Below are 23,661 nucleotides of genomic sequence, written 5' to 3' on the forward strand. Positions count from 1 at the left end.
CGGGCAGGAGCGCGTTGACAGCATTCCGCCGTAGGGGAGGACGACGTCATGGCAGCCAGGTCCGCACGGACGACCGAAGTGATGGGCGTACCGGCACAACGGATCGAGCAGACCAGTGGGCTGCCACTGGTCGGGGACGCCGGCAGCGTCGCACCGAGTGATGCTCGCGCACTCTCGAAGCTGTTCTTCGACCGCCTCCAGGATCTGGAGGAGGGGACGCACGCGTACGCGTACGCCCGCAACACCCTGATCGAGATGAACATCTCACTGGTGCACTTCGCCGCGTCCCGCTTCCGCAACCGGGCCGGAGACGACGCCGAGGACATCGTCCAGGTCGGCACGATCGGTCTGATCAAGGCGATCGACCGGTTCGACCTGTCCCGGGAGGTCGAGTTCGCCACCTTCGCCGTGCCGTACATCGTCGGCGAGATCAAGCGGTTCTTCCGTGACACGACGTGGGCCGTCCATGTGCCGCGGCGGCTGCAGGAGCTCCGTGTCGATCTTGCGAAGGCCAAGGAACGGCTCGCACTGGAGCTGGACCGGGACCCCACGGTCACGGAGCTCGCCGCGCATCTGGAGCTGTCCGAGGACGAGATCATCGAGGGTCTGGTCGCCGCCAACGGTTACGCGGCAGGGTCCCTGGACACCCATGCGGTCGACAGCGACGACGGCAAGGACCGGCGTACCTTCGCCGATGTGCTGGGCGCACCCGATCCGGCCATGGAGAGCGTCGAGAATCTGCATGCGCTGGCGCCGCTCCTCGCCGGGCTCGACGACCGCGAACGCAAGATTGTACAGATGCGCTTCGGTGCCGAGATGACGCAGTCGGAGATCGGGGCGGAGCTGGGGGTCTCCCAGATGCATGTGTCCCGGCTGCTCTCCCGGATCGTGAAGCGGCTGCGTACCGGCATGTGCGTCGTCAGCTGAACTGCGTCGTCCACTTTTGCCTGGAGTGAGACCGTTCGCCGGGGGTAGGCGCACGGTGAGACATGGTCACCGACCATCCCTGCGTCGCCCTGGCTGGAGCACATGAACGATCAGGTCACCCTGCGGCCGACCGGCCGCCCGTACGGGCATCGGCCCACGGAGGTGCTCCGCAGCGCCGCGGCGTTCGACGGCGAGCCCGGCTGCATCGCGCAGGCCCGGGCCCTCGCCGACAGCTTTCTGGCGCGGCTGGCGGCCCAGTCGCGGACGGCGTTCGGTGAGCACACCCGGGGCGATCTGATGCTGGCGGTCAGCGAACTGGTCACCAATGCCGACCGGTACAGCCAGGGCCCGTATCTGCTGGAGCTGGAGGGCACCGCCGAGCGGGTCAGCGTCACGGTGTACGACAGCAACACGGCGCTTCCGCTGTTCTACTCCCCCGACCCGACCCGCCCCGGCGGTCACGGCATGGAGATCGTCACCGCCCTGTGCGACCGGCTCACCGCCGAGCGGGTGCCGGTGGGCAAGCGGATCCGGGCCGAGTTCGAGCTCAGCAGCTGAGCCGTGGGGTGGGCGGGACGCCGCCCACCCCACGACCACGCCGGTCAGCCCAGGGCGGGCGGAGCGTCCGCAGGCGAGGTGCCCCATGCCGAGGGCGCGCTGCCCACGGTGAAGGCGAGCGACCGCGCCGAGCGGATGTCCTCGGTGGTGAGGTACGTACGCGACTGCGCCGCGCCGTCGATGCTCGCCGACTGGATGTAGCAGTCGGTGTCCGACGTCCCGGGCGCGCTCACGGTGAACGACCCGTGCGGGTAGTAGCGGCGGTCGAGTGAGAGATCGACACGCTCGAACGCCGGCGTGGACAGGCCCCAGGTGTCGGTGCCGGGCTGGACCGGGAAGACACCGATCGAGGAGAGCACCATCCAGGCGGACATCGTGCCGAGGTCGTCGTTGCCGGTCATGCCCGTCGGGGCGTCGGTGAAGAGGGTCAGCGCCGCGTGCACCACATCGGTGGTCTTCCACGGCTGCCCGGTGGAGAGATAGGTGTACGGGGCGATGAGGTCGGGCTCGTTCTGCGGGTTGTACTTGTCTGCGTTGTAGTACGCGTACGGGCCGTTGACCCAGACCTCACGGGCGGTCTTCGCGGGATCGGCGAGCAGCTTGTCGTACGCGAAAAAGGAGTCGAGCCGCTGGTTGGCGGCGTCCTTCCCGCCGATCAGGCCGACCATGCCGGGCAGGTCCTGCGGCACGAGCCACTGGTACTGCCAGGACGTGCCCTCGTGGAAGCCCTCGCTCTGTGCCGGGTCGGCGGGGCCGGTGAAGGCTCCCGAGGCGTCGCGGGCACGGAAGAAACCGGTCGAGGGGTCGAAGATCTTCCGGTAGTTCTGGGCGCGGTCCTCGTACCGCTTCGCGTCGGCGTCATGGCCGAGGTCACGGGCCATCTCGCCCAGCATCGCGTCGGAGAGGGCGTACTCCAGGGTGGCGGAGGCACCGTGGTCGAAGTCGGAGTCACCGGGCTTGGCGTGCGGACGGTCCTTGATGTACGGGGCGAACCCGTCCTTCAGATACTGCACGTTGGCTTCGCGGCCGACGGGCGCGGAGTCGGTGGGCGGGACGCCGTCGGCGTTCTTCTTCAGGGCGCGGTACGCCTCTTCCTCGTATCCCTTCAGCAGCCCCTGCTGATAGGCGTTGGTGAGGAACGGGGTGACGGGGTCGCCGGTCATGATGTTCGTCTCGACCGTGCCGTAGCCCCACTTGGGCAGCCAGCCGCTCTCGGCGTCGATCCGCAGGACCGAGATCGCCATGTCACGGGACTCGCGCGGGGCGAGCAGCGAAAGGAGCTGGGCCTGGGTGCGATAGGTGTCCCAGAGGGACCAGTTCTGGTAGTAGGTGAAGCCCTTGGCGCGGTGGGTCTTCTGGTCCCAGCCGGTGTAGCGGCCGTCGACGTCACTGCCGACGTTGGGGGCGAGGAAGGAACGGTAGAGCGACGAGTAGAAGGTGCGGCGCAGCTCGTCGCTGCCGCCCTGGGCCTTCACGTCGTCGAGCCGGTCCTCCCAGGACCGCTGGGCGGCACGTTCGACGCGGTCGAAGCTGCGGCCGCCCTCGGCGCCGAGGTTGAGTGCGGCGCCCTTGGCGTCGACGTAACTCAGGGCCGTGGTGGCCTCGACGGTGCGGTCCTTGCCGGTGTCGAAGCGCAGCCAGGCGCCGTTGCGCTCACCGGCCGCCGAGGACACCTTCGAACCCTCGGTGACGGTGTCGCCGTTCCAGGTGCCGGAGGTGGTGAAGGGCCGGTCGAAGCGGGTGATCGTGTAGACGGTGTACGGCTTGGTGTCCTGGCAGAAGCCGCTGCCGGTGATCGCGGTCCGGACGGTCCGGTTGTCGAGGATCTCCACCTTCGAGGACAGTGTCCGGTGCAGCGACTGGCCGGCGTTGAGCAGGACGTTGGCCTTGTCGGTGGCAGGGAAGGTGTAGCGCTGCACGCCGGTGCGCCGGGTCGCGGTGAGTTCGGCGTCGATCCCGGTCTTCAGCCCGACCTTGTAGTAGCCGGGGCTCGCCTTCTCGTCGTCGTGGCTGAACTCCGCCGCGTACTTGGCGTAGTCGGTCTGAGTGATGTCACCGGTGGTGGGCAGTGTCGGCAGATCGCCGCCGAGTCCGCAACCGACACCGGAGAGATGTACGGCGGAGAAGCCGCGTATGTGGTTCTCGGCGTAGTCGTAGCCGGTGTTGTGGCCGGTGTCCGGGGAGAGCTGCACCATGCCGAACGGCACGGACGCACCCGGGTAGGTGTTGCCCTCGTTCTGGGTGCCGATGAACGGGTTGACCAGATCGGTCAGTTGCCCTTCGGCGCGGGGCGCGGCCTGGGCCGTGGCCCCGGTGGTGAGGACACCGCCGAGGAGCGCGACGGCGGCGAGTGCGGCCGCCGGGCCGCGGAGTCTCGGCCGTGGGGTCCGGTGCATCCGTGGGATCCGGTGCATGGGGGTACTCCTCCTTGGACAACGTTGTCAGAGCGCGATCATTCTTGGTTCCCTCGTGATCCGCGTCAAGGGTTCGGACGCGAACGCTCCGGTCCGCCCCGGGCAGGGGGCGGACCGGAGCACTGTGACAGGTCAGGCGGTGGGGCATCCCGCCACGACCGGGTTGGACGCGTCGCGGATGAGCGCGTCCTGCGCCGCCTTGATCCGCTTCACGTCGGGCTTGACGATCCGCCGGTCGTAGGTGAGCAGTCCGTTCAACTCGCCCTCCACGTCCGAGATCTGGGTGTAGACGGCGCCGTTGCTGCCCTTGCAGGCGAGCTTCCGTACCTCGTCGAGCTTGGCGAGATAGTCATCGGTGTAGGTCGACTGGTCGACCGCGATGTACGACTGCTGCACGGCCCAGGCGTGGCCCGGCACCGCCAGGCCCAGTCCGCCGTACTCGCCGCTGACCAGGGCGCGTTGCCCGTCCGGCGCGGGCAGGGCCGGGCTCGGGTAGCCGTGCTCGTCGATGATGTCCCCGGTGCCTCCGTCGACGCCCAGGTTGATGCCCGACATGCTGTTGACCAGCCGGGTCGGGTCCCAGGACTTCGCCTGGTCGGCGATGCGGGCCTCGTCGTACTGGCCCCAGCCCTCGTTGAACGTGACCCACATGACGACGGACGGGTGGTTGTAGTGTTCGTCGATCATCTCCTTCATCTCGTGCTCGTACTCGGCACGGGCGGCGGCGGACGGGTTGACAGTGTTCATCGCCGGCATGTCCTGCCAGACCAGCAGGCCCAGCCTGTCCGCCCAGTAGAACCAGCGGTCGGGCTCCACCTTGATGTGCTTGCGCACGGAGTTGAACCCCATCGCCTTGTGCATCTTCAGGTCGTACGCGAGTGCCTCGTCGGTGGGCGCGGTGTGCAGTCCGTCGGGCCAGAAGCCCTGGTCGAGCGTGGCCATCAGGAAGACCGGCTTGCCGTTGAGGACGGTGCGCGGGGTGCCGTTCACCTTCTCCACGGCGATCGACCGCATCCCGAAGTAACTGCCGACCCGGTCGGAGCCGACGGAGACCTTCAACTGGTAGAGGTGCGGGTCGTTCGCGGACCACAGATGCGGGTCCGGCACGCGCACGTCCAGCGCCGATCCGGTGCGGCCGGTGGCCGTCCCGACCTTGCGCTTCCCGTCGTACACGGTTGCCGTGACCGGCACCCCGTCACGTACCCCGTGCACCTCGACGGCGACCTTCTCGCCCTGGACGTCAGGGGTGAGCTTCAGTGAGTCGGCGTGATCGGTGGCCACCGGCTCCATCCACACGGTCTGCCAGATGCCGGACGACGGGGTGTACCAGATGCCGCTCGGGTCGAGGCGCTGCTTGCCCATCGGCGGGTTCTCCCCGTCGGCGGCGTCGGTCGGATCGTAGACGCCGACGATCAGCTCCTGGGTCCGCCCCGGCTTCAGGGCATCGGTGATGTCGGCGCTGAACTTGTCGTAGCCGCCCTTGTGTTCGGCGACCTTGTGCCCGTTGACATACACCTCGGACTGCCAGTCGACGGCCCCGAAGTTCAGCTGCAGCCGCTTGCCCTGACCGACCTTCCACCCCTCGGGAACGGTGAAGGTGCGGCGGTACCACATGCGGTCCTCGTGCCGTTCGAGGCCGGAGAGCTGCGACTCCACCGGATACGGCACGAGGATCTTCTCGCCGAGCTTCCTGCCGACCGGGGGCTGCTCCCCCGCCTTCGCCGCGGCGAACTCCCAGGAACCGTTGAGGTTCTGCCAGTTGTCGCGGGTGAGCTGCGGCCTCGGGTACTCGGGCAGCGCGTTGTGCGGTCCGATCTTGTCGGCCCACTTCGTACGGAGCTCGTACGTCGAGTGGTTGGGCCCGCTGGACCAGAAGGCTCCGACGGCCTTGCCGTCCTGGCCCGTCAGCCCGCCCTGGCCGTCGTAGCGGATGTCGGCGAGTCCGTTGGCGTCGCCGGCCTTGTTCCCGACGACCGGTTCCTTGAGCGCGACGGTGAGGCTGCGCGGGTCGGCGGGATCGGCCTTGATGGCCCCGAGCGGCCACGTCGCACCGCCGATGACGGCATCGAGGTGGTTGGTGAGTCCGTCGGGCAGGGCCGCGAGCTTCTGGGCGAAGTCGAGCTTGAGAGTGCGGCCGTCGGCGAGGACGGTGGCACCGATGGCCCCGTCGTAGGCGAAGTCGTCCGGCAACCGGAAGGCGGACTGCGGCACGGGCTCCTTGGTGCCACCGGGCTCGGTCCACTTGAGGTGCAGGTTGGACCCGCCGAAGTGTTCGAAGTACTCGACCTTGAAGTCGTAGGCCTTGCCCGCGGTCAGCTCGACCGGCTGCGAGGTCTGTTCCTTCTCCCAGTCGTCGACCCAGTGGTCGACGACCGGCTTTCCGTCGATCCAGAGACGGAACCCGTTGTCCCCGATCATCGAGAAGACATGGGAACCGGTCTTCTCCGGCACGATCTTCCCGGTCCACCGGATGCTGGCGTCGTCGGCCTGCCCGGTGGCCGAGCTCAGCCGCGATTCGAGGCTGGGGAAGTCGATGTCCGGATCGAATCCGGTGGCCTTCAACTGCCCGAAGTCGAAGGCCCCTGGGGCGGACTGGGTGTAGTACTCGCCCTTCAGACCGTGCACCTCGGCGGTGTCGCCGGGGTCCGGGGCTGCGGATGCGGCAGGCACACCGGACAGCCCGGCGGCGCCGAGAGCGACGGCGAGAAGCAGGACGACTTTCTTTCTGATGCGCACGGATCCTCCTTGATGAGGAAGGGTGGCGGCTCGTTGCAACAGGATGTACAACGTTGGAAGGAATGACAGTTGGCATGACAGCACGACTCCCGTTCCACTGTCCAGGTGCATGACAGCCCGAAGGAGAAGGCCGGAGGGAAGCCTCGGAACGCCAGCGACGGACCGGCCGGCAAGATGGCCGCGCCGCGTTCTGGCCTGCGCATTCCTGGCCGCCGGCACCTCGCCGTCCCGGGCTGACGCAAACGCCGCCCACGCGGTCCGGTCCCGCTCCTCCCGGCGTCGCGGCCGACGCCGCCGAGCGGAAACGGCGTCACCTCGGCGGAAGATCAGGCGTGTCGGGGCCGTGGCCGGGGCGAGGCCCCGGCTCAGTTCCTGTTGCCTGCGCGCAGCCATGCGATGTAGTCGCCGACGGCTCGCTCGGTGTCGTACTCGGCCTGGTGGCCGGTGTCCTCCTGGAGACGGCTGATGTCGAGGACCAGGTGCGGTGCATCGCCTCCGGTGGGAAGGTCGAGCTGGGCGTCGGGAACCACCTTCCTGATCGCTTCGACGAGCTGGACGTTGGTCGTGGCTCGGCCGGAGCCGACGTTGTACGTGCGGTGGTTCAGCTTGCCCGCGAGCTGGAGGAGAGCGATCGCCCGCCCGGTGTCCTTCACATAGTTGAGGTCGAGCCCGTCCTCGGCGAAGGCCGGCCCCACGAGGTGGGAGAGGTCCGGGGCGGTGCCGCGGGCGGCAGCGTGGACGAGGGCGGGCGCGGCGAAGAACGGATCGGGATGGCCGAGCGGGCCCCAGGTACCGGAGACGCGATAGTTGACGATGTCGATACCCGTGGTGTCCGCGAGGAATCCGCCCAGCAGTTCGCCGACCTTCTTGAAGGTCGGTATCGAGACGAGTGCGCTCATCGGCAGCGGAGCGTCCTCGCGCAGCGGCCCTTCGTTCCTGGCGCCGAAGTAGACCCCGATCGTGCTGGCGACGCCCAGACGCCGCACCCCCCACTCCTGCGCCGCCTGCGCGATGTTCAGCAGCCCGTCAAGCGCCTGCCGTGTCGCCTCGACCGGCGCGTCGGGGACAGGAGGCCAGGGATAAGACCCCGCCAGGTGCACGATGCCCGTGATGTCGTGGCGGTGGCCGATCGCGAGCAGGGCTTCGCGATCGGCGACGTCCGCCTGCTCCACCTCCACCCGCGCTCCAGCGAGTACGGGCGGGAGTTGACGGGCACGGCGTTGGACCACAACGCAGTCTTCGCCCAGGTCGAGCAGCGCTCGCACGGTGTGGGATCCGATGAAGCCGAAACCTCCGGTGACGAGGATCATCGCGTGTCCTTCCTGTAGCAATCCTGATCGTCAGCGGTGCCGACGATTCCGGCGAACGACCGCCGGGGGTATCTGCTGGAACATGAGCGGGCGGGCGTGGCCGAGCTGGGCGACGCCACGCTCGAACCGCTCGGCGTCGCCTCAGAGTTGGTCGGTGCCGGTCCGCCATGGCGGACCGGGCCTGCCGGCGCCCGTGAGGCTCGGAAGCAGGTTGCTTACTTGCTCTGCAGCTTCCCCAGCGGGTTGGGGTCTTCCTCCAGTGCGGCGGCCGCCGCCCGCCAGCCGGTGTCCTCGGGGTAGAGGGCGCTGCGCAGGAAGACCGTGGTGAGTTGCTGGATCAGGGCGACGCGTGCGGGGCTCTCGTCCGTCGTCTCGGCGACCTCGTACCCGGCGATTCCCCCGAGCGAGTGCTCGGCGCCGAGCAGCGTGAGCAGGCTCTTGCTTCCGGGGCTGCAGGTGTAGGGGTCGGTGAACCAGTCCGGTCCGCGAGTGGACAGGTGGGACTGGTCGTTGTCCCCGGCGACGATGAGAGCCGACGTGGTCATCCTGTCGAAGGACGGCCTCATGAAAGGGAAGTTCTCGGCGGCGAATGGGGTCAGGTCGTCGCCCAGGCCGGTCAACGCGAGCAGTACACCCGCCTTGACCCGGGCATCGGACATGTCCTCTCGGGGAACGCCATCGGAGTCCAGGACACGCGCACCCAGCAGCGTGCTCGCCGTCTGGGCTCCCCATGAGTGGCCGGCCACAGCGATGCGGTCGTGGTCGAGGCGCCCGGCGAGGCCCGGCGCGGAAGCTTCCAGAATGTCGAGTCCGTCCAGTACACACGTGAGGTCCTCGATGCGGAAGCGCCAGATCCGCGGCGTGCGGGGGTCCTCGGCGGCGAGGCCGAGCGTCCTGGAGTCGAGGTGGGTGGGCTGCAGGACCACAAAGCCGCGAGCGGCCCAGAAGTCCGCCAGCGGGGCGTAGCCGTTCATCGACCAGCCGAAGCCGTGCGAGAAGACGATGACGGGCAGATCTCCGCCGGTCGCGGGGGCGGACACGCGGACATGGAGGTCCTCACCGCGACCGGGGGCGGACAGGACGACCGGCTTCGCGGATACCACCGTGGTGGGCGCACCCGCCGTCTTCTGCGCGTTCGCGGTTTTCGAGTCGGGCATGGAAGTGCCTTCCGTTCGGTTCGGTGCCTTCGCACTCTCGGGTTCGGTGGGGCCGGCGGCCGGTGGCGCCGCAGGCCGGGCAGAGTGGGGAGCGAGGAGCGTTTCTCATGCGGAACCACATCGACGCGGGTGCCGACCTCGCGCGCTCTTCCCATCCGGGTGGAGCGTGATCGCGACAGCGGCCTGGTGTACCGCTCCCGGTTCTGCCATCATGAGCAAAACGGAACGTTGCTCCGTTAACAATACGGAGCACTGTTCCGCTTTGCAAGACCTACGGAAGGAGTGCCGCGGTGGACGACAGCGGCCAGGGCCCGGGAAGCTCAGCCAGGTCCAAGCGCAAGGACGCCCGGCGCAACCAGCAGACCCTGCTGGACGCGGCCGCCGCGGTCTTCGTCGCCTCGGGCGTGGAAGCGCCGGTGCGCGACATCGCGGCCAAGGCCGGCGTCGGGATGGGCACGATCTACCGTCACTTCCCCACCCGGGCGGACCTCGTCATCGCCGTCTACCGCCACCAGGTCGACGCCTGCGCCGAGGCCGGCCCGGCCCTGCTGGCGGCAAGCCCGACACCCCATGCAGCCCTGGGACGGTGGATCGACCTCTTCGTCGACTTCCTGGTCACCAAACACGGCCTGGCCGCCGCGATGCAGGGGGACGGCACCGGCTTCGAGACGCTGCACGCCTACTTCCTCGACCGCCTCCTGCCGGTGTGCACCCAGCTCCTCGAAGCTGCCGCTGCCTCGGGCGAGATCCACTCCGACCTGGACGCCTATCAACTCATGCGCGGCATCGGAAACCTCTGTATCGGTGCCGAGAGCGACCCGCGCTACGACGTGCGCCGACTGGTCGCACTCCTCGTCGCAGGACTACGCCGGCCGTGCTGACCGTGACGCTCCCGAATGACGGAGTCCTCACGTGAACGGTTCTGTCCCGGAGCGTGATCCTGGCCGGCGGTCGAGGACGCAGTCTCCGCAGAGGCCGGCGCCCGGGCACCGGTAGTAGAGGCAACAGCTGTTCCTGCGGAATGCCGGGGTGTGCGGAGTCCCGGTGGTCCGCAGGTCCGGGTGGTCGAAGAGTTCGGCGGCCAGGGTGCGGGCCCGGTGCGCTGCGTCGGGGCGATGGTGGGCCCGGGCCCAGGTGATCAGCTCGCGCAGCGCTCCGGCCAGGGCCGAACCCGCATTGCCCCACAGCAGCCGGGGTGCGATGTGTCCGTCCCGCTGGACCGCCGCCGCGAGCGGTACGAGATGGCCGTACTGGACGCACTCGCGGATGCGGTCCGCGGTGCCCGGGAGCGTGTCCGCGGAGTCGAGCCACAGGTCGTCCGGCGCGGAGTGCTGCGGATCCCAGTGGAGTGCCGCCGGGGTGAGATCCGGGAAGCGGCCGGAGAGGACGGCCGGTCCCAGGGCGATCGACCAGAGGCGGGCGGCCAGCCCCAGGTGCGCGACGGACGCGGCGACCCTGCGCTCGGGGGTACGGAGCCGGGCGGCAACGGTGTCGATGCGGGCCGTGAGCGGTGCCGTCTCCCCCGCGTACAGGAGGGCGAGCGAGCGGTGCGCGCCGCCGGGCACCGGTGTTCTGCGCAGGGCGAAGAATCCGCCCACCGACGCCGCCCCGGCCTGCTCCATGCGCTGCTCCTTCACGGGCTCCCCCGGCCACTCGTAGTGACGACCCGGCCACCCCTGGGCGCCGCGTCCCAACGTTCACCGTAGCCGCGGAGGTGATCGTCCTGAGTCTCGGCAGCGAGAGGACTACCGTCGGTAGGAGGACACAAAAACCACCCCCCTACTACCAAAGCAGTACGTCGGAACGCCGTCTCAGGGACGACGACGCGACGGCTTTGAAGGGCCATCGTGGTGTACATGAGCTTCCTTGCACTGTCCGTGCTGCTGTCACTGATCTCCGCGGTCGCCTACGCGGCCGGGGCGATAGTCCAGGAGCGCGTCGCCACGGCCGGAGACGGCCGTTCGTTCGCCCCTCTGCGCAACCGCGTCTGGTGGGTGGCGGTGGCGTTGAACGGTGTGGGTGCGGTGCTGCACGTGGTGGCGCTGGCGTACGGCCCGCTCAGCCTGGTGCAGCCGCTCGGCGCGCTGACGATCGTCTTCGCCCTGCCGATGGCTGCGCTCTTCGCACGCCGCCGGGCCAGGGCGACCGCCTGGCGTGGTGCGATCATGGCGACCGTCGGTCTGGCGGGTCTGCTCGCCCTGACCGGCAACAAGGAGTCGCACACCCTGGGCGGCTCCGAGCAGCTTATGCTCGCGACCGTGACGTTCGGTGGCGTGGCGCTGCTCCTCCTGATCGCGAAGGGCATGCGGCCACCGGTGGTACGGAGTGTGGTCCTGGCCGCGGCCGCCGGTGTCGCTTTCGGTATCGCGTCGGTCTTCACGAAGACGGTGGCGATGCAGTGGGCGTCCGGTTCGGTCGGCGCGGGGATGCCCGCGCTTGTGGTCATAGCGGCTCTGGCGTCGGCCGGGCTGCTGCTGTCGCAGTCCGCGTACCGGGGCGCCGGCCTGACCGCACCGCTGGCGACAGTGACCGTGGTGAACCCGGTGATCGCCTCGGCAGTCGGCATCACGTTGTTCGGTGAGCAGTTCCAGCACGGCACGGCGGGCGCGTTCCTGGCACTTGCCTGCGGTGTGGCTGCCGGGGGCGGGCTGATCATGCTGATGACGGAACGGCTGGGCACGGAGCAGCGCGAAGGACAGCAGGTGCTCCCGGCCGGTCCGGATGCCCCGGCGGTTGCCGCGGAGGGCGCCGGAGGCGCTGCGGAGGCCGAGCCCGCGCTGGTCGTTTCTCCTGAGCCCGGAAGGGCCACGGCCGTGGCCGTCGGGGCAGCCCCGCCCGCCGCTGCCGCAGAAACGCTTCCGGCACCGCTCCCGCTGACTGTCACGGTGCCGCTGGAGCGGCGGCGGGTGGGGCAGGTCGACTTCGGCTCCGCACAGCAGCCGCGCACCGGTTCGGGACGACGAGGTGCGTTTTCCGCCGAGGACGGTCAGGCCGGCGGTCCCCTGGAGCTGCACCGGACCGTTCAGACGTTGACGCCGCCCGCCCGGAGGTAGGACAGCGGATCGACGTCGGAGCCGTAGCCGGGCCCCGTACGGATCTCGAAGTGCAGGTGCGGTCCGGTGACATTGCCCGTGGAACCTGATCGGGCGATGCGCCGGCCGCCGCTGACGTGCTGGCCCTCGCGCACCAGCAGCGCGGACAGGTGCGCGTACTGGCTGTACTTGCCGTCGCTGTGCCGGATGACGATCTCGTAGCCGTACGCCCCCGCCCAGCCTGCCGAAACGACCGTGCCGGAGGCCACCGCCTTGGCCGAGGTGCCGGTGGGGACGGGGAAGTCGACGCCCGTGTGGTAGCCGCTCGCCCAGGAACCGGCCTGGTGGTACGCGGTGCCGACATGGGTCGCCGACACCGGCGCGACGAGCCCGGAGTCCTTCTCGGCCCGCTCGGTCTTCTTCGGCTGCGCCTTCGCGACCTGGTGCGGACTCGTCGACCGGTGACTCGGCTTCGCGGGCTGGTGCGGACGCGTCTTCTGCTTCGGCTCGGACGACCGGCTCGGCTTCGCGGCGGGCCTGGCTCCGCTCTTCGGGCCGTCCTGCGGGGTGTCGGACACATCCAGGGTGATCCGCTGGCCCGGGAAGATCAGATCAGGGTCGTCGCCGACAACCTTCCGGTTAGCCGTGTAAAGGCGCTGCCAGCCGCCTCGCACATGCTCGGTCGCCGCGATCCCGGAGAGGGAGTCGCCGCGCGCGACGGTGTACGAGTCGCGCTTGCCGGGCACCGTGGTCGGGGTGGCGGGCGCGGACGTCCTGTTCGCCTTCGGGTTCGCCTTCTTGGGCGTGGAGGTCGTTGCCGATGAGGCATCGACGGGACCGCCGGCCCGTTCCGACCGAGGCGTGATGTCGGGGGCGCCGCCGCCCCGCTTCAGCCCCGCTCTTACGGAGCAGGTCGGCCAGGCACCTGGGCCCTGTCCCTCCAGCACCTTCTCCGCGACGGTTATCTGCTGTTCCCTGGTGGCCAGATCGGCGCGTGGGGCATAGACCGTGCCGCTGTATGCCGCCCAGGTCGACCGGGTGAACTGCAGCCCGCCGAAGTAGCCGTTGCCCGAGTTGATGTGCCAGTTGCCGGTCGACTCGCAGGCGGCGACCTTGTCCCACACATCGGCCGATGCGGCGCCCGCCGAGGCGGCGGTGACGAGAGGGAGCGCGATGCCCGCGCCGCCCACCGTGACCGTGAGCGAGGCGCGGTTGATGCGGCTCGGCTGGTATCTGCGGTGTCGTCCGTTCGCGGCCATGACTTGGCTCCCCCACTGGCTGTAGGACACGTCGCAAGCGGTCAACTTATGGGCAGACAACGGGTGATGACAAGGCAGTGGCCGAGACCTGCCGGTCATGGGCGGATCGGGGAGCGCAGGCGGACCTCATGGTGCCGGGGTGCGGTGGCGGTTGCGTACGACGTCGGCCGCCGTGAGGAGCCGGGCCGCGGGCACGTCCGCCGCACGTCGGCTGCCGCCCCGTGTCAGGAATTCGGCCAGCGGGAGCGTCGCCGCGCCGAGGGTGACCGCGTCCGGGCCCAGCCGGCCCATCTCGATCGTGGTGCGGGCCGCCGGGTGCCGGAGCGCGTACTCCTGCGCGTGCCGACGGATGTCCGGAATCAGATGCGGTCCGATCAGCAACCCCGCCCAGCCGCCCAGCAGGATGCGTTCGGGCAGGAACAGGTTGACGAGGTCGGCCAGAGCCGCGCCCAGGCATTCGGCGGTCTCGTCGAGGATGGAGAGCGCGACCGGGTCGGGATCCGGGCCGTCGGCATCGGGGTACGCGGCGGCCAGGAGCGCTGCCAGCGCGGTTTCGTCGTCGGCGTCGCGGGGCAGCGGACCGCCCGCCTCGTGCCAGCGTTCGCGCATGGCCTGCGCACCCGCGTACGCCTCCAGGCAGCCGATGGACCCGCAGCGGCAGCGGCGGCCACGAAGCTGCACCGTCGTGTGGCCCCATTCCAGCGCCGTGCTGCTGCGGTCCTCGTCGAGGATGTCGCCGCGGTTGACGCAGGCACTGACACCCGATCCGAACAGGGCGATCACGGCAGCCTCCGTGCCGCGTCCGCCGCCGAACCACATCTCGGCCTGGCCCAGCGTCTTCGCGCCGTTGTCGATGAACAGCGGAACGTCGAGCGGTACGTCGACCGCGTCGCGCAGCAGCCGTTCGAAGGGGACATCGCGCCAGCCGATCGTCTGACCGTGCACAACGGCGCCGACTTCGCCCGGTGCGCCAGGCGCCTCACCAACGGCCCCTTCTCGGCCGCCCCGTTCGACGATGCCCGGTACCCCGATACCGATGCCGAGCAGCCGTCGCGCGTCCGCTCCCGCTTCCCGCAGCACGTCCGTCACGCCGCTGCCGACATGGTCGACGATGCGCTCGACGTCGTAGCCGTCCTGGGCCAGCGGCCGTTCCGTGCGGGCGAGTTCGGTCAGCGACAGGTCGAAGATCTCGACACGGACCCGGGTCTCGCCGATGTCGATGCCGATGAGAAGTCCCCCGCCGGGCGCCACGCGCAGCAGCGTGCGTGGTCGGCCGCCGTCGGAGCCGACGATGCCGGCCTCCTCCAGGAGGCCCTCCGCGGCAAGCTCGGCGACGACGTTGCTGACGGATCCTGAACTCAGCCCGGTGGCGGGGCCGAGCTCCTGGCGGCTCAACGGCCCGTCGAAGTAGAGACGTTGCAGCACACGCGCTCGATTGGCCCGCCGCAGGTCGCGCACGGTCCGTCTGGTGCGCTCGACCATGTTTTCCTTCCCTTCACGGAATCAAGCCCGGCGGCCGGGCGCGGAACGGGTGCGGCCGCCCCGTTCAGCAGATGCCCCGCAGCAGAGGACCGGAGTCGCTCACCTTGCAGTGGATCGCCCCGGGTACTTCCGGACGGCCGGTGCGGGTCGAGGTCCGCTCATCCATCGTTCTCCCCCTCCCCGCCCCGCTGTGCGGACGGCCAACGCTCCAGCACGACGTGCAGCGCCTCGACGCACTGCTGCCAGGACGCCTGCACGTCGCGGGGGGCACCGAAACCGCCGCTGGCCTCCAGAGCGCTGTAGCCGTGGAAGGTGCTGCGCAGCAGCCGTACGGCGTCCGTGAAGTCGGGTTCGGTCAGGTCGTAGGCGCGCAGCATCGCGTAGATGATCTCGATGGTGCGGTGGTACGCGGTGGACCCGGCGACGACGGTGGGATCGAGCCGGATCTGGGTCGCCGCGTACCGGCCCGGCCGTTCCAGCGCGAAGGTGCGGTAGGCATCGGCGAACGCGACGAGTGCGTCCTTTCCGGCCCGTCCGGCGATCGCCGTGCCGAGTCGGTCGGCGAACTCCCCCGCGGCCAGCAGCGCGACCCGGATGCGCAGGTCCTGCACGCTCCTGACGTGGGAGTACAGGCTGGCGTCCTTCACCCCGAAGCCGCGTGCCAGCGCGGATACGGTGACCTTGTCGAGACCGATGGAGTCCGCCAGATCGGCCGCCGCCTCCACCACGCGATCGGTCGTCAGACCAGCGCGAACCATCCGCCACCTCCACCGGAGCAAGAGGCCCTAGGCTACTACCTAGGGCCTCTAGACACTCCGGTCATACGCAGGCGCCGACGCTCACCGACTGTCTACTGCTCGAAGGTGTCGGGGACGGACAGCCAGTCCCATCGGTCGACCGGCCAGACGACGGTGAACGCACGTCCCACCACGTCGTCGACGGGTACCGCACCGCCACCCGGCTTGTTCCGGTGGTAGCGCGAGTCCGCCGATGCCTGGCGGTGGTCCCCCATCACCCAGATGTGTCCCTGCGGAACAGTGATCTTGAATTCGGCATCCGAGCTGCAGGGGGTGTTGCCGGGGAAGACATAGGGCTCGTCGAGGGCCTGGCCGTTCACCTTGACCGGGCCGGTGCCCTTGCACTCGACGGTGTCTCCCCCCACCCCGATCACGCGCTTGATCAGGTCCTTCTCGTCCGCCGACGGCATCAGGCCGATGAAGGACAGCACTTCCTGCACCGGGTTGGCGTGCGAAGTCGGGTCGGACGGCAGCCAGTTGTCCGGGTCGTGGAAGACCACGACCTCCCCCCGCTCCGGCTGCGCCCCGAACCAGGGCGTGAGCTTGTCGACCAGCACACGGTCCCCGCGCTGCAGCGTGTTCTGCATGGAGTCCGAGGGGATCGAGAAGGCTTGGGCCAGAAACGTCTTGATGAGCAGCGCCAGCACCAGCGCAATACCGATGAGCAGGGGCAACTCCACCCAAAAAGACTGTCGTTCATTCTTCCGAGGGCGCTGCTCGGCAGGGGGCTCGCCCTCTGCGTCGCTCGAATCGCGCGCTCCGACCTCTGCTTCTGTCACGCCGCCCCCCGCTTCGTCGCGGCGCGCCTCGAACGGCTGCCGCACGCCCCGTCCGCAACCCTTGTGAGGTCGGACCAGTTGTCAGTGCTTCGCGACCACTCTATGGGCAACACGCTTCGGGTTTTAGCCGTCCCGACCAGGCGTACTGTGCTGTGGATCTTCCGTACCGTCGCCTCCGGCACCTCGCCGACCGCCGCTCGCGCCGGCGGACGTCCGGCGAGGGAGCCCCCGGAGTTCCTGACGGCGACTGCGGTGGCCTTGCCGCCCCCGTGAAAGGGCGGCGGCACCGGCCCCGGCGGGTTCCTGCCACTCGGTGATCCAGAAGTCGCCGGGCAGCGGAAAGGAGGGCGCGCAGGCACGGTGGAAGAGTCGGACATCGAGACATGTGGAGGCGCCATGAACCACGACGACGGCGCACCGGTACTGCGCTGCCTGGTGACCGGTGCGACGGGCTACATCGGGGGACGGCTGGTCCCCGAGCTGCTCGATGCCGGGCACAGCGTGCGCTGTCTCGCCCGTACGCCTGAGAAGCTGCGGGACCACCCCTGGGCCGCCCGGGCCGAGGTGGTCCGCGGTGATGTCGTGGACCCGGAGTCGCTGGGGTCGGCCATGCGGGGTGTGGACGTCGCCTACTACCTGGTGCACGCGCTCGGCAGCGGATCGGACTTCGAGGCGACGGACCGGAAGGCGGCCAGGACATTCGGCGAGCAGGCGCGCGCCGCAGGTGTGTCACGCATCGTCTACCTGGGCGGTCTCACACCTGCCGGCGTCCCCGAGCACGAACTGTCGCCGCATCTGCGCTCGCGTGCCGAGGTCGGCAGGATCCTGCTGGAGTCGGGCGTGCCGACCACGGCGCTGCGCGCGGCCGTGATCATCGGCTCCGGTTCGGCGTCCTTCGAGATGTTGCGATACCTCACCGAACGTCTACCGGTCATGGTCACGCCGAGCTGGGTGTCCACCAGGATCCAGCCGGTCGCCGTCCGTGACGTACTGCGGTATCTCGTGGGAAGTGCAACCATGCCTGCCGAGGTGAGTCGCACCTTCGACATCGGCGGCCCGGACGTCGTCACGTACCGGGAGATGATGCAGGACTACGCGGCCGTCGCCCGCTTGCCGCATCGACTGATCCTGCCCGTCCCGATGCTGACGCCCCGGCTGTCGAGCCACTGGATCGGGCTGGTCACACCCGTCCCCGCCGCCATCGCACGCCCGCTCGCCGAATCGCTGAAGTACGAGGTCGTGTGCCGCGAGCACGACATCACACGCTACGTCCCTGACGGGCCGGGGCAGCCGTTCACCTTCCGGAGAGCACTCGCGCTCGCACTGCAGCGCGTGCGCGAGGCGAACGTGACGACCCGGTGGTCGTCGGCCTCGGTGCACGGTGCCCCGAGCGACCCGCTGCCCACGGACCCCGGCTGGGCAGGCGGCAGTCTCTACACCGACGAGCGGGAACTCGACATCGACGCCGCCCCGGAGGCCCTGTGGCGGGTCATCGAAAGCATCGGGGGCGACAACGGCTGGTATTCCTTCCCCCTGGCATGGGCCGTCCGCGGCTGCCTCGACCGTGCGATCGGCGGCGTCGGACTGACCCGGGGCCGCCGGGACGCCACCCGGCTCAGGGTGGGCGACTCGCTGGACTTCTGGCGGGTCGAGGAGATCGTGCCGGGCCATCTGCTCAGGCTGCGCGCGGAGATGCGGCTGCCAGGCCTGGCCTGGCTGGAGCTGTACGCCGAGCGGAACAGGACCGGAGGCGCGCACTACCGGCAGCGTGCGCTGTTCCATCCCCGAGGGCTGCTGGGTCATGCCTACTGGTGGAGTGTCGCCCCGTTCCACGCAGTCGTCTTCGGAGGGATGGCCCGCAACATCGCTCGCGCCACCATGCTGCCCACCCGGTCGGAGCAGGTGAAGGCAGCCTCCGCCCTCTGACACGCGACACGCGACAGGCGACAGGCGACAGGCGACAGGCGACAGGCGACAGGCGACAGGCGACAGGCGACAGGCGAGCGTGGCACCGTCCGGCCCGGCCGGCTGTGCACTCGACCGTACGGACGGATTACCGCGGCGGCGTGACCGGCGTGCGGCGGCTTGAACAGGCCGTCCCCGCGCCCCGTATCCATACTGGTCATCCCGGCATCCTCGACAGATTGCAGGAGCACACAGATGAGCGGCACTGCGCAGATCGGCGTCACTGGCCTTGCGGTGATGGGCCGCAATCTCGCCCGGAACTTCGCGCGTAACGGCTTCACCGTCGCGGTGCACAACCGTACGACTGCGAAGACCGACGCCCTGGTCAAGGAGTTCGGCGACGAGGGCACATTCGTCGCCGCGCGCACGCCCGAAGAGTTCGTGGCGGCGCTGGAACGCCCGCGCAGGCTGGTCATCATGGTGAAGGCAGGCGATCCGACGGACGCGGTGATCGAGGAGTTCGCCCCGCTGCTCGACGAGGGCGACGTCATCATCGACGGAGGCAACGCGCACTTCGAGGACACCCGCCGCCGCGAGAAGGATCTGCGCGAGCGCGGCATCCATTTCGTCGGTGTCGGTATCTCGGGCGGCGAGGAGGGCGCGCTGAACGGGCCGAGCATCATGCCCGGCGGTTCCACCCGGTCGTACGAATCACTGGGACCGCTGCTGGAGAAGATCGCCGCGAAGGCGAAGGACGGCACTCCGTGCACCACACACATCGGCCCCGACGGCGCCGGGCACTACGTGAAGATGGTCCACAACGGCATCGAGTACGCGGACATGCAGCTGATCGCGGAGGCGTACGACCTGCTGCGGAGGGTGGCCGGCTACTCCCCCGCGAAGATCGCCGAGACGTTCCGCAGCTGGAACACCGGCCGGCTCGACTCCTATCTGATCGAGATCACGGCGGAAGTCCTCTCCCACACGGACCCGGAGACGGGGAAGCCGTTCGTCGACATCGTGCAGGACCGGGCCGAGCAGAAGGGCACGGGCCGCTGGACCGTGCAGATCGCACTCGACCTGGGCGTGCCGGTCTCCGGTATCGCGGAGGCCGTCTTCGCCCGTTCGCTGTCGGGTCACGCGGATCTGCGGGAGGCCGCGCGGGATCTGCCCGGCCCCTCGGCCACTCCACTGGCCGGAGCCGAGGCCGCCGCGTTCGCCGACCGGGTGGAGCAGGCGCTGTACGCCTCCAAGATCGTCTCGTACACGCAGGGGTTCCATCAGATCCGCGCGGGCAGCGAGACGTACGACTGGAAGATCGATCTCGGTGCGGTGGCGGCGATCTGGCGGGCCGGCTGCATCATCCGGGCAGCATTCCTGGACCGGATCCGGGCCGCGTACGACGCACGGCCGGAGCTGGTGAGTCTCCTCTCCGACCAGCAGTTCGCCGAGGAGATCGGTGCGGCGCAGGACGACTGGCGGGCGGTGGTCGCCGAGGCGGTACGCCAGGGAGTTCCGACCCCCGGGTTCGCCGCCGCGCTTTCGTACTACGACGGTCTGCGCGCCGACCGGCTCCCGGCAGCGCTCACTCAGGGGCAGCGGGACTTCTTCGGGGCGCACACCTACCGGCGTACGGACCGCACGGGTTCTTTCCACACCCTCTGGGGCGGCGACCGGTCGGAGACCGCCACCGGCTGACGGGCCGTTCGTCCGGCCGGGTCACCCGGGGTGCGGCGGGACCGTGCGTATGCGTAAGTAGCAGCGAGTCCCGCCGCCGTCCCGCACTCCAGCACCGCCGGGACGGTGGCACCGCACCGACGCCACGACCGCGCTGTCGCCACCACTCCTCGGAGCCGCCGCATGCCCGACGCCGTCCCGGACCAGGCCGCCGCCCAGCCCGTCGTCTCGCCGCTGACCACCGCCGCCCTGATCCTGGTCGCCACGATCGAGCCCGGTGGTGAGTCCGCCGTACGCGATGTGCTCCCGGACCTCGGGGCGTTCTCCCGGTCCATCGACTTCCGGTACCCGGGCGTCGAACTGGCCTGTGTGACCGGGTTCGGCTCGGACGCCTGGGACCGGCTGTTCGCGGGGCCGAGGCCGGCCGGACTCCATCCGTTCCAGGAGCTGCACGGCGCCCGCCACCACGCTCCCGCCACCCCCGGCGATCTGCTGTTCCACATCCGGGGCGAGCGGATGGACGCGTGCTTCGAGTGGGCCGCCCGGCTGACCGGCAGACTCGGCGGGGCCGTGAAGATCGTCGACGAGACCCAGGGGTTCCGCTATTTCGACCACCGGGATCTGCTCGGCTTCGTCGACGGGACGGAGAACCCGGTGGGTGCCGATGCGCGGGCAGCTGCTCTCGTGGGCTCCGCCGACCCGGACTTCGCCGGCGGCAGCTACGTCATCGTGCAGAAGTATCTCCACGACCTGGCCGGCTGGAACTCGCTGAGTACGGAGGAGCAGGAGCGGGTCATCGGCCGCACCAAGGCCGACGACGTCGAGATGTCCGATGCCGTCAAGCCCGCCAACTCCCATGTCGCGCTGAACACCCTGACCGCGCCGGACGGGTCGGAGCGGGAGATCCTGCGCGCCAATATGCCGTTCGGCAGCTTCGAGCAGGGCGAGTTCGGCACGTACTTCATCGGTTACGCCGCCGACCCGGACGTGACCGAACAGATGCTCCGCAACATGTTCCTCGGCAGTCCGCCCGGTACGTACGACCGCATTCTCGACTTCTCGACCGCGGTCACCGGCACGCTCTTCTACGCCCCCTGCGCCGACTTCTTCGACGCCCCGCCGCCGTCTCCCGTCCTGTCCGGGACCGAGTCCCTGCCGCAGCCGGCGTCCGCGCCGGTGGCCCAGGCCCCGGCTCCGACGGGGGCGGGCGACGGTTCGCTGCACATCGGCAGCCTGCAAGAAAGCGCCCAGTGATGAACAACCTCCACCGCGAACTCGCCCCCGTCACGGAAGCCGCCTGGGACCAGATCGAGGATGAAGCCCGTCGCACCTTCACCCGCCATCTTGCGGGCCGCCGCGTCGTCGATGTGACGGACCCGGAGGGGCCCACGCTGGCGGCGGTCGGTGACGGGCATCTGAGTGACATCGATCCGCCGACACCGGACGTGATCGCCCGGGCCCGTACCTCGAAGCCGGTCATCGAGTGGTGGGTGCCGTTCACGGTGACCCGGGCGGCCGTGGACGATGTCGAGCGCGGCTCCGACGACAGCGACTGGCAGCCCGTCAAGGATGCCGCCCGGACCTGTGCGTTCGCAGAGGACATGGCCATCATCGACGGGTACGCCGCCGCCGGGATCACCGGCCTTCGGGACGGCTCCTCGCACCCCGCGCTGCCGCTGCCGGCCGATGCCCGCGACTACCCGACCACCGTGAGCCAGGCACTGACCCAGCTGCGGCTGGCCGGTGTCGACGGGCCGTACCGGCTGCTGCTCGGCGCCGACGCGTTCACCGAGGCGACGGAGACGTCCGACCACGGCTATCCGGTGGCCACGCATCTCGCGCGACTGCTGGACGACCAGATCCTGTGGGCGCCCGCCGTCAAGGGCGGGGTGCTGCTGTCCACCCGTGGCGGCGACTTCGAACTCCGGCTGGGCCAGGATCTGTCCATCGGCTATCAGGACCACGACGCGACCCACATCCGGCTCTACTTCCACCAGTCGTTCACGTTCCGGATGCTGACGCCGGAGGCCGTGATCCCGATCGTCGCCTGAGGCGGGAGGGCCCGGAACAGCCCCGTCACCTCCGGTGGCCGGTGGCCCGGACGCTCCAGGTGAGGGTGTCGGTGGCCAGAGCGCGGACGGCGGGGTCCCGGATGGCCTCCGTACGGTCCACGGCCTCGGCCGTCACCTTGTGACTGCGACCGTCGGCACGGACGCCGAGCGAGGCGGGGGTGACGGCGGTACGGCCCCGGGCGCGGACCTTCTCGACCCCGTCGACGTACCAGCGCAGATCCGTCCGGGCGAGGCCGGTGGTACCCACAGCCAGGCTGACCTGGATCCGCTTGCCGTGCTTGATCGCGGTGTTCGTGTCGAGGGTGGTGCTGAGCGCGTTGCCCGCGCGGTAGAAGCCGGCGATCATCGCCTCGCGCCCGGGCAGGTTGAAGTCGGTGCTGGACAGCTCACGCATGATCGAGGTCGAGGTCGGCCGGTAGAGGCCGTACGGGTAGTAGGCGCTGCCCTCGTACGTGCCGACCGTGGAACCCGTCGGGTCGCTCTGCCCCAGCCAGCGGTACCACTTGGCCCGCTTCTCGATGAGCTGCGCCGGGTTGTACGTGGTGGAGTTGGGGCCGTCCGTCTCGCCGCCCGTCCAGGTGCCGTACGAGGGGTACGTGTACTCGTCCTCCAGCAGACCCACCGAGTGGCCGATCTCGTGGGCGGCGATCATGCTCGACGACGGGTGGTCGGAGGAGAGGGTGGAGACGCCGTTGAACGGGTAACCCTCGGCCTGCAGACCGGAGTAGCCGGCACCGCCGTACTTGGTGGAGTTGGCGATGACGACGACGAGGTCGGCGGCGGGCGCCTCGGCCGCGTAGGACGCCACCTTGTCGATGTCTGTGCAGACGAGACGCTCGGTGTCCGCGCACCAGAAGTAGCTGGAAAGCGCTGTGTCCCTGACGACGTCGGCGCCCGGATCGCCGCTGATGCCGGACTCGTTGGAGACGGCGTCGACGGTCCAGACGTTGAACAGGTTCTGATAGCTCCGGTACGGCTCGATGGCGGTGATGTCGGCCCACTTGGCGGAGGCGTCCGCGTGGAAGTCGTCCTGCTGGTCGGCCGTGTAGCCGTCCCCGATGATCACGACGTCGAGCCGGTCGTCGGTCGAGCCGGTCACGGCCTGCTCGCCGACCGTTCCGTCCACAGTGGCCTCGGCGGCGCTCAGGGACGCCCCGGAGCTCCGGCCGGTGCGCGCGGGCGCGGTGGCCGGGACCTCAACGGTCCTCCCGGCACCGCCGGGCTGCGGGAAGTACTCGACCCGATGGCTTCCCCCACCGTCGGCCCCGGTCGGGGCGGCCGCCGCGGGGGCGGTGCCGGCGACGGTCGCTGCCAGCAGGCCGGCGAGGGCGAGTCCCGCCACCGATCCTGCCGTTCGGCGCGTGCCTGGGCGTATGCGCATGTAGAACTCCTTGAGAGCCTCGGACTTCGGGCGGACGCGAGTCGGCGCGACCGTTGATTAACTTGTGAGTTAAATCGACTTAGCGTGAGGCTTAACCTAGAGGTGCGTCGGACACGGAACAAGGCCCGTACGGCGCATGGTTGGTGTTCATCACCGAGCAACTACCCCTCACCGG

At 69.7% G+C, this 23,661-nt stretch carries 18 protein-coding genes; 8 read left to right on the forward strand and 10 right to left on the reverse strand.

Features of this window, described 5'->3' with window-relative positions:
• Positions 1-48: 48 nt before the first annotated feature.
• Both OHB49_RS06450 and OHB49_RS06455 read left to right on the forward strand, forming a co-directional pair.
• The gene (locus tag OHB49_RS06450; RefSeq protein WP_329158630.1) at positions 49-927 is read left to right on the forward strand and encodes an RNA polymerase sigma factor SigF; all 879 of its coding nucleotides are present in this window, start codon (positions 49-51) and stop codon (positions 925-927) included.
• Between the two features lie 102 nt (positions 928-1,029).
• Entirely contained in the window at positions 1,030-1,485 is a 456-nt protein-coding gene (locus OHB49_RS06455) for an ATP-binding protein (RefSeq protein ID WP_030973679.1), read from the forward strand.
• Between the two features lie 44 nt (positions 1,486-1,529).
• Here the strand turns inward: OHB49_RS06455 and OHB49_RS06460 are convergent, their stop codons facing one another.
• The 4 genes from OHB49_RS06460 to OHB49_RS06475 form a co-directional block, all read right to left on the reverse strand.
• Positions 1,530-3,881, reverse strand: coding sequence for a GH92 family glycosyl hydrolase (locus tag OHB49_RS06460; protein WP_329166382.1), 2,352 nt, complete (start codon positions 3,879-3,881; stop codon positions 1,530-1,532).
• Positions 3,882-4,031: 150 nt separating this feature from the next.
• On the reverse strand, positions 4,032-6,635 hold the full coding sequence (locus tag OHB49_RS06465) for a PA14 domain-containing protein (RefSeq protein ID WP_329158632.1): 2,604 nt from the start codon (positions 6,633-6,635) through the stop codon (positions 4,032-4,034).
• Between the two features lie 365 nt (positions 6,636-7,000).
• Positions 7,001-7,945, reverse strand: coding sequence for an NAD-dependent epimerase/dehydratase family protein (locus OHB49_RS06470; protein ID WP_329158634.1), 945 nt, complete (start codon positions 7,943-7,945; stop codon positions 7,001-7,003).
• A gap of 215 nt (positions 7,946-8,160) precedes the next feature.
• Positions 8,161-9,102 carry an alpha/beta hydrolase family protein gene (locus OHB49_RS06475; protein WP_329158636.1) on the reverse strand — a complete coding sequence of 314 codons (942 nt, stop codon included), beginning with the start codon at positions 9,100-9,102 and terminating at the stop codon, positions 8,161-8,163.
• Positions 9,103-9,392: 290 nt separating this feature from the next.
• On the opposite strand from OHB49_RS06475, the gene OHB49_RS06480 reads away from it, so the two are divergent.
• Positions 9,393-9,983, forward strand: a complete 591-nt coding sequence (locus OHB49_RS06480) for a TetR/AcrR family transcriptional regulator (RefSeq protein WP_329158638.1) — start codon at positions 9,393-9,395, stop codon at positions 9,981-9,983.
• A 27-nt stretch (positions 9,984-10,010) separates the two neighbouring features.
• On the opposite strand, the gene OHB49_RS06485 is transcribed toward OHB49_RS06480, so the two are convergent.
• The gene (locus OHB49_RS06485) at positions 10,011-10,724 is read right to left on the reverse strand and encodes a (2Fe-2S)-binding protein (RefSeq protein WP_030973667.1); all 714 of its coding nucleotides are present in this window, start codon (positions 10,722-10,724) and stop codon (positions 10,011-10,013) included.
• 225 nt (positions 10,725-10,949) lie between these two features.
• On the opposite strand from OHB49_RS06485, the gene OHB49_RS06490 reads away from it, so the two are divergent.
• Positions 10,950-12,155 (forward strand): DMT family transporter, encoded by a 1,206-nt coding sequence (locus tag OHB49_RS06490; protein WP_030973665.1) that lies wholly within the window; start codon positions 10,950-10,952, stop codon positions 12,153-12,155.
• On the opposite strand, the gene OHB49_RS06495 is transcribed toward OHB49_RS06490, so the two are convergent.
• From OHB49_RS06495 to lepB, 4 genes are all read right to left on the reverse strand, one after another.
• Complete coding sequence (locus OHB49_RS06495) at positions 12,125-13,393, reverse strand: transglycosylase family protein (RefSeq protein WP_329158641.1); 1,269 nt, start codon at positions 13,391-13,393, stop codon at positions 12,125-12,127. The two genes, OHB49_RS06490 and OHB49_RS06495, sit on opposite strands and share 31 nt — an antisense overlap.
• Before the next feature lie 126 nt (positions 13,394-13,519).
• The gene (locus tag OHB49_RS06500; protein WP_329158643.1) at positions 13,520-14,875 is read right to left on the reverse strand and encodes an ROK family transcriptional regulator; all 1,356 of its coding nucleotides are present in this window, start codon (positions 14,873-14,875) and stop codon (positions 13,520-13,522) included.
• A 158-nt stretch (positions 14,876-15,033) separates the two neighbouring features.
• A complete protein-coding gene (locus OHB49_RS06505; protein WP_030973659.1) occupies positions 15,034-15,633 on the reverse strand; it encodes a TetR/AcrR family transcriptional regulator in 600 nt (199 codons plus the stop codon).
• 92 nt (positions 15,634-15,725) lie between these two features.
• Positions 15,726-16,451, reverse strand: coding sequence for a signal peptidase I (gene lepB, locus OHB49_RS06510; RefSeq protein ID WP_384113702.1), 726 nt, complete (start codon positions 16,449-16,451; stop codon positions 15,726-15,728).
• A 396-nt stretch (positions 16,452-16,847) separates the two neighbouring features.
• Between lepB and OHB49_RS06515 the strand changes: the two genes are divergently transcribed.
• The 4 genes from OHB49_RS06515 to OHB49_RS06530 all read left to right on the forward strand — a co-directional run bounded on the left by OHB49_RS06515 (position 16,848) and on the right by OHB49_RS06530 (position 22,084).
• Positions 16,848-18,377 (forward strand): SDR family oxidoreductase, encoded by a 1,530-nt coding sequence (locus OHB49_RS06515; RefSeq protein ID WP_329158645.1) that lies wholly within the window; start codon positions 16,848-16,850, stop codon positions 18,375-18,377.
• Between the two features lie 234 nt (positions 18,378-18,611).
• Positions 18,612-20,054 (forward strand): NADP-dependent phosphogluconate dehydrogenase, encoded by a 1,443-nt coding sequence (gene gndA, locus OHB49_RS06520; protein ID WP_030973653.1) that lies wholly within the window; start codon positions 18,612-18,614, stop codon positions 20,052-20,054.
• Positions 20,055-20,216: 162 nt separating this feature from the next.
• Positions 20,217-21,287, forward strand: a complete 1,071-nt coding sequence (locus OHB49_RS06525) for a Dyp-type peroxidase (RefSeq protein WP_329158648.1) — start codon at positions 20,217-20,219, stop codon at positions 21,285-21,287.
• A complete protein-coding gene (locus OHB49_RS06530; protein ID WP_329158649.1) occupies positions 21,287-22,084 on the forward strand; it encodes a family 1 encapsulin nanocompartment shell protein in 798 nt (265 codons plus the stop codon). Before OHB49_RS06525 ends, OHB49_RS06530 begins: the two co-directional genes overlap by 1 nt.
• Before the next feature lie 25 nt (positions 22,085-22,109).
• On the opposite strand, the gene OHB49_RS06535 is transcribed toward OHB49_RS06530, so the two are convergent.
• Positions 22,110-23,486 carry a M64 family metallopeptidase gene (locus tag OHB49_RS06535; protein WP_329158650.1) on the reverse strand — a complete coding sequence of 459 codons (1,377 nt, stop codon included), beginning with the start codon at positions 23,484-23,486 and terminating at the stop codon, positions 22,110-22,112.
• Positions 23,487-23,661: the final 175 nt, after the last annotated feature.

It is taken from the genome of Streptomyces sp. NBC_01717, from assembly GCF_036248255.1.
Classification (GTDB): domain Bacteria; phylum Actinomycetota; class Actinomycetes; order Streptomycetales; family Streptomycetaceae; genus Streptomyces.